The following is a 13,489-nucleotide window of genomic DNA, read 5'->3' on the forward strand; positions in this document are numbered from 1 at the left end:
GATGCTCGTTGCTAGCCGCGTAGCGCGTTCCAGATAATGCGCGGCAGCTTCAGGAGGCTCGGCTGGTAGTTGAACTCGGTGATCAGGCGGCCGACCATGTGTGCCCTTTTGTGGGTCAGGAACCAGGCCGGCTTCGGCATGATGCGGAACGGCGCTTCGAGCACGCTGCGTTCCGGTCTGTCGAACAAATAGGTGTTGTGGACGACGCCGATGCCGCTCTGCACGTCGTCGAGCGTGTGGCCAGGGAAAGCACCCCAGGTCGGGCGCAGCAGCGCGAACAGAACGCCGCTCCAGGAATTGATGCCGATGCCGCCATAGCGCAGTTCGGCAATGATTTCCTCGAAGCGCTGCCGGCCGATCTCGGCGATCGTCCTGGGATGGATGAGGATGTTGGCGGCAAGCGTGCCGTGCAGCTTTTCATTGGCGTAGGCGACAGCGGCGCGCAGATAGGATTCCGCATTGCCCGCCGGCAGCCGCATGACGCTGAGCGCCGGCGCGAACACCTCGGCATTTTCGAGATAGGTATCCGTGCCCGGCCGGAACGGCACCACCACGCAGGCCGGCCCGCCGGGCCGCTCGAATTTCTGTACGCTGTCGGCATGCGCCTCGAAGGCGGCGAGGCGCTCGGTCGCGCCGGGATAATAGGCCGGGCGCGACGGGGCTTTCTGCATCACCTTTTCGAGTGCTGCCAAAAGCGCATCGGATTTGCCCCAGCCTTCGGGCAACACGAGCATTTGGCAGGCGATGCAGTTGAAACCGGAATTGTTGAGCTTTTGGGTAGCGATCAGTTCGGCGTGGTAGGCGATATCGGCATCCGACCACGCACCGGGCACCACGATGGTGGGTGCCACGCCGCCAAGCTCCGAGGTGATACGCCGGCTGTTGCGTGGCGTGCCCGCCGCCTTGTTCTTGCGGCCCTCCTCGCCAGGCCCCCAGACGATCGCGTCATGCGAGGCGGCGGCACCGGTGATGTGGATGTCGTCGACGAGATCGTGGTTGCACAGATACGCGCCGACATCGGCGCCACCGCGCACGATGCGCAGCGCACCGAATTCGATCAGCGGCCGCAGCGCCGGCCGCAGGAAATCGATCAGATAGTCGTTGACTAGGTTCATCTTGAGCAGAACCACCTGGTGCTCGACCAAAAGCTTGTGCAGGCAGTCGAGCGGCGCGATCGAGGCGACGTTGCCGGCGCCGAGCACGAGGCCGATCTTGCCCTTGCGGCTGGTGCGCGGCGCGTCATAGGCCGAGGCGGTGTTTGCGGCGAGGTTCGCCTTGGTCACGCCGGGCTGCATCCAGATCTCGGCCTTCAGCCCGGTGAACAGCACCTTGTCCCAGAGCGAATTCGGAACCACCGTCACAGCCACCTGTCCGTTGGGCAAGGTGCGAACCGGCAGACTGTCAAGGAACTTCTTGCCCTCCATCAGGCTCAGCGTGTGGATGAACTGGTTGCAGCCATCCATCAGCGCCGCCGGGCCAGCCAGCCATTCCTCACCTTCCAGCGGCGAGCCGGTCGGGATGCCCTTCTTGCGCGTCGCGGTTTTGACCCACGCCTCGGCGACCTCGCGGATGTGATCCTTGACCTGCCGCAGCAAGGCGATCCGCTCGCCATTCGAGGTCTGCGCCCAGTCGTCCTTCCTGGCGTCGAGATCGGTGAGCGCGAGGTCGAGTTCGGCTGCCCATTCAGGCTGCACGGGCTGGGTTTTGACTGCCTTGGCAACCATCCTATCCTCCTCCACTTCGATCTCTTTGTTTGACGCAATTCCTGTGGGAAACCGCTTCACACTTTTCCTGGAATTGCTCTACGAAAACGGCAGTGCGGCCCATTGCTCGACGAATTTCCCGCCGGAATAGACCTGGATCGAACCGAACTGCTGTAGCACGAATTCGCTCTGCGTCGGACGCAGGAAGGCGTAGTCGTCAGGCCCGACATTGACGTTGTCGGGCAGCGCCATGAATTGCTGATTGGTCGAAAAGCCGAACGTCTTGTCGGTCTTCATCCCCACGGGATGGACGGGCTTCGCCATCCATTTTCCGCCATAGAGAAAACAGCCGCGCCGCGGCAACAGCCCGAGCTTCTGCAGCAGCCAGGAGCGCTGGTCGAGGCCCGGCGCCTGGACATCGACCACTTTCAGGATCGGCGTCGCGATGAATGCGGCAGACCGCAATTGGCTGAGGCTCGGCACATCGAAATCGGTCGGCAGCATAAAAGCCGATCCGATGGACAATTCATTGGCGCCGACCCAGCTGTCATAGAGCAATGCGGTGCTGCTGCCGCCAAGATTGAGGATCTTGCGCTGGTCGGCGGCAAGGCAAGCGACATACTGGCGAAACAGGCTGATCGCCTTGACGCGCGCCTTGGCCGGTCCTCCCAGCAGTTTTGGGATATGGCCGATATGCGCCTCGTAGGCCATGACGCCTTCGCATTTCAGCCGCGGGTAATTCGCCAACGCGGAAACTGCCCGGGCCAGTGAGTCGGGATCGCTGATACCGCCGCGATGAAGGCCGACATCGACCTCGAAGCAGACGCGCAGCTCGCGGTCGAGCTCGGCGGCAAGCGAGCCATAGGCGGCCAGCCGCTCCTCGGTATCGATCAGCCAGACGATGCGCGACGTAGCTTCGCCGAGCCCGGCGAGAACGCCCTTCGTCAGCGCGTGCCTGGCGCCGGCAACCGGCATCGGCTTGCCCAACAGGAGATCGACTTGGGGAAACACTTTCAGCATCTCGGCGCTGATCGGCAGATGAAAGGTCATCAGCCTGTCGGTCGCAAACGCCGCGCGGATATAGTCGATCAGCGGCAGGCATGGCAGCGACTTGTCGACGAGGCGCAGATCTAGGCCCGTGGCGAACTTCGCCTTGATCGCAGCGATGTTGTGATCGAGCCGGTCGAGATCGAGCACCAGGCAAGGCTGAAAGATCCCGGCTGCCCTGAGCGCGCCCGACATTTCCGCGAAATAGGTGTCGGTCAGGCTCATGCCGCGACGCCGAGCAGCCTGGCAATATAGGGCGACACGAAGCGGTTGTCCGGGTCCATCTCGCGGCGGACCGCCATCGCATCGTTCCAGCGCGGATAGAGCGCGCTCAATTCCCTTGATGTCAGGCCGTGCATCTTGCCCCAATGCGGGCGGCCGCCGCGCTTCCTGAAGATCGGCTCGGCGGCGTTGAAGAACGCCATCGGATCGCGCTCGACGCCGTGATGGATGGCGATGGAACAGGTTGGGCGCTTGTAGAAGGGGCTGAGCCAGACATTGTCGGGCGCGACGACGCGCACCTCCATCGGAAAATAGACCTCTGGAAACCGCGTCTCGAGCAGCGCAATGATTTCGCTGAGTGCGGCCGCCCCTTCCTCGAACGGCAGGTGGTATTCCATCTCGTTGAACTTGACGTTGCGCTCGGAGGTGAAGACCTTCAGCCACTCCTCGATATAATCCTCGGCCGGCACCTTGGCGAAGGCCGAGCCGATGAGACGGCGGCGCAGCCAAGGGAGCCAGCTGAGATAGTCGCGCAGTTTTCTCAGCGTCGTCACCGCATCGTCGTCTTCCGTCGGCGGACGCACCGTCGCCGGCGCCTCGGTGGTGTCGCTGGCAATCAGCAGCGCCTGGCCCGAAAACGGCACGTAGTAGAACTCGGCCGAACGATGCGCCGTCATGGTGCTTTCGAATTGCGCAAGCACATCGGCGATCGGCGCCGTCCAGCGGCGGTGCCGCATCCGGTAGCTCGCCACGTTGCGGATCGTCACTTCGGTGACGGCGCCGAAAGCGCCGAGCGAAGCGCCCATGGCTTCGATCATGTCGGGGCTCTTGGCACGGTCGAACTCTTTCAGCGCGCCACGCCCGTCGACGATCTGCATCGCCTCGAGCTGGGTGTGGTAAGCGCCAAGTGTGATGCCCGAGCCGTGCGTGGCGGTGCCGAGCGCCCCGCCGAACGCCTGCTTGTCGATGTCGCCCATGTTCGGCAGCGCCTGGCCGACGCCGTGCAACAGCTTTGCCAGCGCGCCGATCTTGGTGCCGGCGCCGACCCGCGCCGTCAGTTTTTCGGGATCGTGCGACCTCAGGCCCTCGAAGCGGTCGAGCGACAGGATGGTGCCGTCATTCTTGACCAGCGGCGTAAAGGAATGGCCCGTGCCGACAAATCGAACTGGTCCCGGCGAGTTGCGAATGGCACCACTCAGCTCATCGAGACTCTGCGGTTCGGCAAAAGCCTGCGGCGTGGCCGTGACATAGCCCGACCAATTGCTCCACTGGCTGATAGCCTCTCCCACGATCCCTCCCTGGGGCGCCGGCTTTGCCGGTCTTTCTCCTAGCGCTAGATAATATGATACATAGTCAGCTTTTCCGGATATGATACATTGTCAGCTTTCTGTCAACCTGGCAATCGGAGGTGTCTTGTGTGGTCCCGTGTTCAAGTGCATGGCCTTTCGCCATGATTGGGCGCATTCCATAGTGAGATTATCTCTAGGCAATTAAAAGGACAAACAAGGACACAAATATAATTAAAACAATCTGCTTAAATCTCATCACAAGAGCTTGCGCTCATCCCGTTTTATTCTGATTTTTGTTTCATGTTCGTCATGCTTTATATATCCATAAAACATGCAGCATGCTAACAAACCAAAAAAATACCTCTCCTACCATGGCTTTCTCGGAAGTCACTGCTGCCAAACGCAACCACCCATCCGCCAATTCCGTAAATAACCAATGTTGAAGTGAATAAAACGAAAAATATCGAGAAAACGTATAGTTTCTTTAACGCATTCCGACGACCGTCGTGCCCATCCATCACTACAGTTCCCTTGCTTGCACGAACGTAAATCAATACTGCATTATTCGTGATTCATACTTGATTTCCGAGTACCCCTCTAGCTCACCTCGGGGCAACGGAACTTCACTACACAATAGCACGCCGCCAGGTCGTGGGGCGAACGGCTAGGTTCCTCGTCCGTCAGCGAGCCGCGCGCCGTACTAAGGGCCGTGCAAATCCATGAGGGCAACCGGCTGTATCACGAGCCTCACCGCGACCGGGCGATCGTGATCGAGCGTGGTATCTGATTGTCATCGGACGACATTCCGCGCCGGCCGCATTATCTACAGCGACGCACGCTGAGCCGGCGTCGGCATTGAACGCAGTTCGTTGCCCCTTCAAGCCAGCCCAAACGTTTCCACGGCCCGCATGATGCCGCGCAATTCGGCCAAGCCCTTCAGGCGGCCGATCAGCGAGTAGCCGGGATTGATCCTTGTCTTGCCGATATCGTCGGCGAGCAGGTGGCCATGGTCCGGCCGCATCGGGATTTGCCAGTCGGCGCGGCCCTCCTTGCGGCGGCGCGCCTCCTCCTGCATCAGCGCCAGGATGACATGCGCCATGTCGGTGCCGCCTTCGAGATGCTCGGCCTCGTAGAACGAGCCGTCATCCTCGATGGTGATGTTGCGCAGATGGGCGAAGTGGATGCGGTCGGCGAATTCCTTGACCATGGCGACGATGTCGTTGTCGGCGCGCGTGCCGTAGGACCCGGTGCAGAACGTCAGCCCATTGGCCTGGCTGTCGACGGCATTGAGAATGAAACGCGCATCCTCGGCGGTCGAAACGACGCGCGGCAGGCCGTAGAGCGAAAACGGCGGATCGTCGGGGTGGATACACATGCGCACCCCCTCCTCTTCCGCCACCGGAATGATCTCGCGCAGGAACCACGCGAGGTTGCCGCGCAACTCCTTCGGCCCGATTCCGTCATAGTCCGCAAGCGCCTCGCGAAAACTGTCGCGGTCATACTTGCGCTCTGTAGCCGGCAGGCCGGCAATCAGATTGCGCTCGATCTGGTCCATCTTCTCTGGCGACAATTCCTTCAGCCGCGCTTCCGCTTGCGCAATACGCGCCGGCGTATAGCTGTCAGCACCGTTCTTGCGCTTCAGCACGAACAGATCGTAGGCGGCGAAATCAACGGCATCAAAACGCAGGGCGTAGCCTGTCGTCGGGAGACGGTAGGCTAGATCGGTGCGGGTCCAGTCGACCACCGGCATGAAATTGTAGCAGATCGTGGCGATGCCGGCCTTGGCCAGCACGCGGATCGAATCGCGGTAATAGCCGGCATAGCGCTCGCGTTCCGGCGCGCCGATCTTGAAGGAATTGTGGACCGGAATGCTCTCGACGACCGACCAGGTCAGTCCTGCTTCCTGGATAATGCGCTTGCGCTCCAGCACTTCGGCCTCAGGCCACGCCCGGCCGTCATATATATGGTGGAGCGCCGAGACCACGCCGGTGGCGCCCGCCTGCTTGACATGATCGAGCGTCACCGGATCATCGGGCCCATACCAGCGCCAGCATTGTTCCATTTTCGGCTTTCCTTCTGCGAGAGGTTGGCAACTTATTGTTGGACCCCGATGGGAGTCGATAGAAAATGGAGGAGTTTTTAGAAATGATGGATTTCGACGGCAAGGTCGCCCTGGTGACCGGGACGACCGGAATCGGCCTGGCAACCGCCACACGCCTTGCGGCCGGTGGCGCCGCAATCATCGCCTGCGGCATCGACCGCGCCGCCAACGCGTCATTGAAAGCGCAACTGGAAAGCACTGGAGCAGCAGCGCTGGTCATCGACACCGACGTCGCCGTTTCCGATCAGGTGCGCGACGCGGTCGCGGCTGGCGTCGCGAAGTTCGGCGGCCTGGATGTCATCGTCAATTCAGCCGCCGTCCATCCCTATGGCACCGCGACGACGACCGACTGGGAAACCTGGAACCGAACGATGACGGTCAATGTCGGCTCGATCTACCTGACCGCGCATTTCGGCATCCCCGAAATGATCAAGCGCGGAGGCGGCGCCATCGTCAATGTCGCCTCGGTGCAGGGCTTTGCCTGCCAGCAGAACGTTGCCGCCTATGCCACGACCAAAGGGGCCATCCACACGCTGACGCGCTCGCTGGCGCTCGACTATGCGGCATCAGGCGTTCGGGTGAATTCGGTCAGCCCGGGCTCGATCCGCACGCCGATCCTGGAGAAGGCTGCGCGCGGCGACGGCGGCAGCGATGCCGATGTCGAAGAGGCCTACAAGCGCTTCGGCGCGGCGCATCCGCTCGGCCGTATCGGCGAACCGGAGGAAGTGGCGGAACTCATCGCCTTCCTGTGCTCGTCGAAGGCCGGTTTCTGCACCGGCGCGGACTACAGGATCGATGGCGGCCTGACGGCAGGTATTGGCGTGAAGTAGCGCTATGATGGCGTTCTGCGCGCTTGCAGGCAATTGGTGTCCGACCGCGCTACAGCTTCCACATCAGCTTGGCATTGCCCGACAGCAGTTTCGTTCTCTCCTCAGGACTTGCTCCAGCGATCAACGCATGCGTCGCCGCCACCCAGGTCGCAAGGCCACCGCCAAGCGTGCACACCGGCCAGTCGCTGCCCCACACGACGCGGTCCCAGCCGAAGCAGCCGATCGTGTGCTCGACATAGGGGCGCAAGGTCTCGACTGTCCATGAGCCGGCATCGGCATAGGCGACGACGCCGGAGATCTTGCCGATGACATTGGGACGCCGCGCGATCTCACTCATATGCTCGCGCCACGGATGTTCCGCACTGGCCTTGATGTCGGGCACGCCGCAATGGTCGAGCACGAACTGCACATCCGGCGCCAGATCAGCGAGCGCAACCGCCCTTGGAATCTGATGCGGCAGGACGACGAGGTCGAAGGTCAGGCCTGTGCCGGCAAGCCGCTTGATGTTTTCGCGAAACAGCGCGCTGTCCGAAAGCTCGTCCGGCATGACATGCAGCACGCGGCGGAACCCCTTGACGAAGGGGTCGGCTTGCTGGCGCTCGAGATAGACGGCGAAGCCGGCCTCCTCCGGACGGCAGGAGGCGATCGCCCCGCGCAACAGACTACCTTTTTCCAGCGACTGCGCCTTCACATGGCTGGTCTCGGCCTGGATGTCGGCTTGATCGACATCGACCTCCATATGCAGCGCGGCCTCGATGCCGGCCCGGCGGGCCTGGATCGCATATTCTGCGTGCGGGAAATCGCGGTTGAGCGCCGGCTCGCGGCTGAGCCAGGGATAGCGCAGCGCCGACAGGTCGATCAGGTGCAGATGAGTGTCGATGATCATGGCTGTCCTCCTCCGTGATTTCAGATCATCGCCAAATGCCTAAACCCAGCGCATGACACAAGCTTTGGCTCAGGCCCGCTTCGGGATCTCTTTGTCCTCGAGCAGCAGCGTCAGCCCCATGGCGACGAAATAGAGCGCCGCCACCCAGATGAACATCACGTTGAAGCCACTGGAGTAATGGTCAAGCACCACTTCGCGGATCGCGCCCGGCAGGCTCGATGCGAGGTGCGGCGTCAACCCGTTCAGGCCACCCGGCAGCAGGGCGGCGGCGTCCGCAGGAAGCTCGGCTGTCTGCCGGTTCAGCGCCCAGATCATCACCGCGCCGTTCAGCGCCAGTCCGAGCGATGCTCCGAGCGTCCGCGCCTGCGTGATCAGCGACGTCACCGCGCCGATATCCTGCAGGGGTGCTGCCGCCTGGATCGCCACGATCAGCACCTGGAACTGCAGGCCCATGCTGATGCCGAACACTGCCATCATCGTCGCCAGCACCCAGATCGGCGTGTGCTGGTTGGTGAGGACGAAGCCCAGCATCAGAAACCCGCCGATACCCATGGCGACCACCGGCATCCATTTGTAGCGTCCGGTTGCCGCGATCACCCGCCCGGCCACGATCGAAATGACCATCGATGTCAGCGACGCCGGCAGGAACAGGAAGCCGACCTCGGCCGGGCTCAGGCCCGTCAGCGTCTGCATGTAGAGGGCGAAATAGAAGAACATGCCCAGCGTCACCGTTCCGGCGACCAGCGACACGCCCGAGACGATGCTGACCGTCGAATTGCCGAACAGCCGCAGAGGTAGGATCGGCTCTTCGGCCCGCCGCTCGACCATGACGAACAAGGTGATGGCGGCCACTGCCAGCAGCGGCAGCGCGAAGGTGAGCAGGTCCGGCCCGCTGGGGTCGAGCACATGATAGCCCCAATAGACGATCGCCGTCGTGCCGGTGGCGAGCAGCACGCCGCCGAGATAGTCGATGCGGTGCCGCTTTTCGTTGAACCGGCTGCGCATGGCGAAGGCCAGCACCGCCAGCACGATGATCCCTATCGGCAAATTGACCAGGAACACCCAACGCCAGCCGAACAGGCTGGTGATGTAGCCGCCGGCCAGCGGGCCGAGCACCGACGACAGCGCGAACACCGCCGAACTGTAGCCCTGATATTTCGCGCGGTCGCGCGGGCCGAACAGTTCGCCGATCATGGCGAAGGCGGAGACCATCAGACCGCCGCCGCCGATGCCCTGCAGCACGCGCGCGGCGATCAGGCTCTCCATCGACCATGCCATGCCGCAGACCAGCGAGCCCAGCAGGAACAGGCCGATCGCCGTCAGCACGACATTCTTGCGGCCATACATATCGCCGAGTTTGCCGTAGAATGGCGAGACCGCGGCGGTCGAGAGCAGGTAGGCGGCACCGACCCAGCCGAACAAATGCAGATTGCCGAGTTCGCCGGCAATGGTGGGCAAGGCGGTGACGACGATCTGCATGTCGATGGTTGCCATGAACATGGCGATCAGCGCGCCGAAATAGACGATCAAGGTCGTAAGGTCGGGCCTGACTTGGGCCTCCACGGGCGGCGCATCCGGCAGCGTCTGCTCGACAGTCATCGGTGTCTCCGTAGCTTGGGGCGCGATTTATGTCCCCACAACCAAGAGGTGTCAACCAGATATGTGCGCGTAGCATATAATTGACATCAGCATATATTCTTGCTAACGCGCTATGGGATGAGCAGCAACGCATCCGGCAGTCCGGACCGATTTCCAGCCCTGTTCCAGACGCGCGGCGACCGGGATCTCGCCGATCTGGCGCGCGGCAGCGGCCTGTCCGAACCGGCGGCCGAGGCCGTGGCCGCCATCGATGCGGTAATGAGCAAGGTGCGCCGCTCGATCCAGCGCCGCGACTTCGGCCGCATGATCCTGGCGCGCGTAGACCCTTCGCTGGAAGTGAGCCATCTCGATGCGATCAGCGCCATCGCGAACAATCCGGTTTTCAGCGCTACCCAGCAGGATGAGGTGACGGTTGGCGTCATCGCCGAGCGCCTCGAGATCGATCCGTCGCGCGCCAGCCGCATCGCGGCCGACCTCGTCGAACGCCGCTATGCCTGCCGTGTCGCATCGCAACGCGATGCCCGCCGCATCTGCCTCAAACTCACCGCCAAGGGTGAGCGCCTCGTGGCGGCGGTGCGCCAGACCAAATGGCGGATTTTCGCCGGATCGCTGGCACAGTGGGATGAGCAGGACCTAGTAAGGTTCGCCACCTTGCTGGAACGCTTCGCCGGTTGGGCCATGGACGAAGCCGGGATGAAAAGATCCGCCGAGGCCGTCAAGCAGTTGATGGACGAGATGCTGCCCGAAACGAAATAGGCGGCACGGCGTGGACGCTCACCCATGTGTGCGAGCCGTTCGATAGCCCTTGACGCTCGAGTCGCGTCGGATCGTTATCGGTCGAAGAAACCGGCGTCCTCTTCCGCGAGGTACTTCTTCGCTGCCTTGGCGTCGATGTCGAGGCCGAGTCCCGGCGCTTCGAGCAGGTCCACCATACTGTCCCTGACGATCTGCCCCTTGGGCAGGCCGATGACGATGTCCTCCCACCACGGGTCGGAGGCGCTGGGATATTCGAAGGCGATGTAGTTGGCCGGCAGCGTGGCGCAGACATTGATCAGCGCGCCGAGGCCCAGCAGACCGTTCGCCGTGCCGTGCGGCGCCATCATGATCGAGTGCATGTAGGCGTGCTCGGCCACCCATTTGAGCTCGGCGATACCGCCGATGTCGGCGGGGTCCGGGCCGATGACGCGCACCGCCTGTGTTTCGATCAGTTCCTTGAAATTATGGCGCAAATAAATCTGTTCGCCCGTATGGATCGGGGTGGACGTCGATGTGGTGAGTTCGCGGTAGGCCTGCGGATTGACCCACGGCACGTAGTCGCCGGTCAGCATATCCTCCAGCCACATCAGATTGTATTTTTCGACGGCCCGCGCGAAGCGGATGGCGTCGGGCAGGAACCAGCCGGGGCCGCAATCCAGCGCCAGCGAGACCTTATCGCCGAGCACATCCTTCATGGCGATGACGCATTCGACCATATGCGCCATGCCGCGCTCGCTGATCTGCCCCTGGTCCATCGCGCCGTGATAGGTCGGCGGCTGACGCACGCCGTAGTGGAAGTCGGGGACGCTGGTCTTCATGTTGGAATGAAAGCTGATGCCCTGCTTGACCATGAAGAAACCTTCCGGCCGATCCATCATCCATTTGACGTCGGCCGCGTAATCCTCCGGCCTGTCGCCGGTGCGCTTCTTGCGGATGGAGCCGTTATAGACCCGCACCTTGTCGCGCACCTTGCCGCCGAGCAGCTTGTAGACCGGAACGCCTGCCGCCTTGCCGGCGATGTCCCACAGCGCATGCTCGATAGCGCTGACGGCGGCGCCGTAGGGCTTGAACGAGCCGCGCTGGCGGATTTTCAACATCACGCGTTCGACATCGGTCGGGTCCTCGCCGATCAGCGCGTCGCGGAAATGCAGCACCCAGGGTTTCAGATAAGGCTTGGTGTACTCGACCTCGCCGAGGCCATGGAGGCCTTCGTCGGTGACGATGCGCACGATGGGGTGCCTGCCGATGACGGCGCACCTGAGATCGGTGATCTTCATGATGTCCTCTATTTCACCGACGAGAAGGCGGTTGGCGCGAGAAACTGGCTGGAAATATTGGCCAGGATCGGGCCGTCGCGCTCGGACTCGTCGCGGGCCTCGAGCCATGCCGGATCGGTGGTGAAGGCCTTCCATCTCACTTCGCGCTCGGCAAGGGATTCCCAGGCGACGAAATAGGTCAGTCGATTGCTGCTTTCGCCGACCACCGTGGTGAAGAACCCGGCCTGGCGGATGCCATGTCTATCCCACAGCGCCAAGGTATGGTCGTTGAAACGCTTGAGCAGCGCCGGCAGCTGGCCCGGCACGCAGTCGTAAATGCGAAGTTCGTAGATCATGGTCCATCCTTCTGTTCACCTCTCCCTCCGAGGAGAGAAGTGTAGAGTCAGCTCCAGGTGCGGTCCCAGGAGTATTCGTCGTCCCAGTGATCGGTCGGTTGCCAGATGCCGGTGACGCCGGGCTGCAGGTGCTGGCTGATCACTTCGTCGACGATGTCGTCGATGCCCAGACCAGGCTTGTCGGGCACGGTGATGAAGCCATCCTTGACCAGCGGCTTGGGCAGGCCGGTGACGATATCGTCCCACCAGTCGACTTCGACGCTGTGATATTCGAGCGCCATGAAGTTTTCCGTCGCCACCGCGACATGCGCGGCGGCCATTGCCGCGATCGGGCTTTCCGCCATGTGAATGGCCATGGCGACGCCATGCTCCTGCGCCGCGTCGCCGATCTTCTTGGTCTCGAGAATGCCGCCGGTGGTCAGCAGATCCGGATGGATGACCGAGATGCCGGCGTTGAGCAGCGGCTCGAAGCCTTCCTTGAGGTAGATGTCCTCACCCGTGCAGATCGGCACCGAGGTCGCCTGCTGCAACTGCCGATACTGCTCGGTGTACTGCCAGGGGATCACGTCCTCGAGCCAGGCCGGTGCGTATTTCTCGATCCGCCGGGCCAGACGGATGCCGTCCTGCAGCGAGATGTGGCCGACATGGTCGATGGCGAGCGGAACCTCGTAGCCGATCACCTCGCGGACCTCGTGGATATATTGGTCGAGCAGGTCGATGCCCTTTTCGGTGAAGTGGAGGCCGGTGAAGGGATGCGGCACGTTCTGCGCGTCATAGGCGGCATTACGCGCCCGGCGCTCGTCCAGCGTGCGTGCCGGACCGCGCGCGGCATGGCTGCGGAAACCGTCGAGCACGCCGGCCGGCGCCACCACTGCGCCCGATATGTGCGAAATCTGCGCCAGACCGAGATCCATCTTGAGGAAGGTGAAACCGAGATCCATCCGCGCCTTGAGCCGCTTTCCGGTCTCGGTGCCGCTGGGCTTGTCCGCGTCGGTGTCGCAATAGACACGCACCTTGTCGCGAAACCGTCCTCCCAGCATCTGGTAGATCGGCACGCCATACGCCTTGCCGGCGAGGTCCCAAAGCGCGATCTCGATTGCCGAGACACCGCCACCTTGCCGCCCATGGCCGCCAAATTGTTTGATGCGGCGGAACAGCCGGTCGACGTCGCAAGGGTTCTCGCCCAGCAACCGGCTCTTCAGCATCAGCGCATAGGTCGCGCTGGCGCCGTCGCGCACTTCGCCCAGGCCGACAATGCCCTGGTTGGTGTAGATCTTGACCAGCGCGGAGGTGAACGGCGCGTCGACGATCTCGGCAACGCGCAGGTCGGTGATGCGCAGGTCGCTCGGCCTGGAGTTCGTATTTACCCGATTGAGCGCCTCGCCGGCGCTACCCGTGTTTGCCATGGCTTATCCTCGTTCTGATTGGTGGCGCCCCGCACCCC

The 13,489-nt window shown here is 62.6% G+C and carries 11 protein-coding genes; 2 read left to right on the top strand and 9 right to left on the bottom strand.

Going from position 1 to position 13,489, the window contains the following annotated elements; all coding sequences use genetic code 11:
- Positions 1-11: 11 nt before the first annotated feature.
- The 4 genes from NKJ76_RS24450 to uxuA all read right to left on the bottom strand — a co-directional run bounded on the left by NKJ76_RS24450 (position 12) and on the right by uxuA (position 6,323).
- On the bottom strand, positions 12-1,724 hold the full coding sequence (locus NKJ76_RS24450; RefSeq protein ID WP_352538554.1) for an aldehyde dehydrogenase family protein: 1,713 nt from the start codon (positions 1,722-1,724) through the stop codon (positions 12-14).
- Positions 1,725-1,802: 78 nt separating this feature from the next.
- Positions 1,803-2,975 (bottom strand): alanine racemase, encoded by a 1,173-nt coding sequence (locus tag NKJ76_RS24455; RefSeq protein WP_352538555.1) that lies wholly within the window; start codon positions 2,973-2,975, stop codon positions 1,803-1,805.
- Positions 2,972-4,261, bottom strand: a complete 1,290-nt coding sequence (locus NKJ76_RS24460; protein ID WP_352538556.1) for a D-arabinono-1,4-lactone oxidase — start codon at positions 4,259-4,261, stop codon at positions 2,972-2,974. The genes NKJ76_RS24455 and NKJ76_RS24460 overlap by 4 nt, the downstream gene beginning before the upstream one ends.
- An 877-nt stretch (positions 4,262-5,138) precedes the next feature.
- Complete coding sequence (gene uxuA, locus NKJ76_RS24465) at positions 5,139-6,323, bottom strand: mannonate dehydratase (protein ID WP_352538557.1); 1,185 nt, start codon at positions 6,321-6,323, stop codon at positions 5,139-5,141.
- A gap of 83 nt (positions 6,324-6,406) precedes the next feature.
- Here uxuA and NKJ76_RS24470 point away from each other — a divergent pair, with 83 nt between their 5' ends.
- Entirely contained in the window at positions 6,407-7,192 is a 786-nt protein-coding gene (locus NKJ76_RS24470) for an SDR family NAD(P)-dependent oxidoreductase (RefSeq protein WP_352538558.1), read from the top strand.
- 49 nt (positions 7,193-7,241) lie between these two features.
- Here NKJ76_RS24470 and NKJ76_RS24475 read toward each other — a convergent pair whose 3' ends face one another.
- Entirely contained in the window at positions 7,242-8,078 is an 837-nt protein-coding gene (locus NKJ76_RS24475; RefSeq protein WP_352538559.1) for an amidohydrolase family protein, read from the bottom strand.
- 69 nt (positions 8,079-8,147) lie between these two features.
- Positions 8,148-9,677, bottom strand: coding sequence for an MDR family MFS transporter (locus NKJ76_RS24480; RefSeq protein WP_352538560.1), 1,530 nt, complete (start codon positions 9,675-9,677; stop codon positions 8,148-8,150).
- A gap of 117 nt (positions 9,678-9,794) precedes the next feature.
- On the opposite strand from NKJ76_RS24480, the gene NKJ76_RS24485 reads away from it, so the two are divergent.
- Positions 9,795-10,433, top strand: coding sequence for a MarR family winged helix-turn-helix transcriptional regulator (locus tag NKJ76_RS24485; RefSeq protein ID WP_352538561.1), 639 nt, complete (start codon positions 9,795-9,797; stop codon positions 10,431-10,433).
- Between the two features lie 74 nt (positions 10,434-10,507).
- Here NKJ76_RS24485 and NKJ76_RS24490 read toward each other — a convergent pair whose 3' ends face one another.
- From NKJ76_RS24490 to NKJ76_RS24500, 3 genes are read right to left on the bottom strand one after another with little or no spacing between them, the layout of a single operon-like run.
- Positions 10,508-11,710, bottom strand: a complete 1,203-nt coding sequence (locus NKJ76_RS24490) for a mandelate racemase/muconate lactonizing enzyme family protein (RefSeq protein ID WP_352538562.1) — start codon at positions 11,708-11,710, stop codon at positions 10,508-10,510.
- 8 nt (positions 11,711-11,718) lie between these two features.
- Positions 11,719-12,045 (bottom strand): NIPSNAP family protein, encoded by a 327-nt coding sequence (locus NKJ76_RS24495; protein ID WP_352538563.1) that lies wholly within the window; start codon positions 12,043-12,045, stop codon positions 11,719-11,721.
- A 47-nt stretch (positions 12,046-12,092) separates the two neighbouring features.
- Positions 12,093-13,451: a mandelate racemase/muconate lactonizing enzyme family protein gene (locus tag NKJ76_RS24500; protein WP_352538564.1), complete on the bottom strand. Its 1,359-nt coding sequence runs from the start codon at positions 13,449-13,451 to the stop codon at positions 12,093-12,095.
- Between the last annotated feature and the right edge of the window lie 38 nt (positions 13,452-13,489).

It is taken from the genome of Mesorhizobium sp. M0029 (assembly GCF_040323735.1).
Lineage (GTDB): Bacteria > Pseudomonadota > Alphaproteobacteria > Rhizobiales > Rhizobiaceae > Mesorhizobium.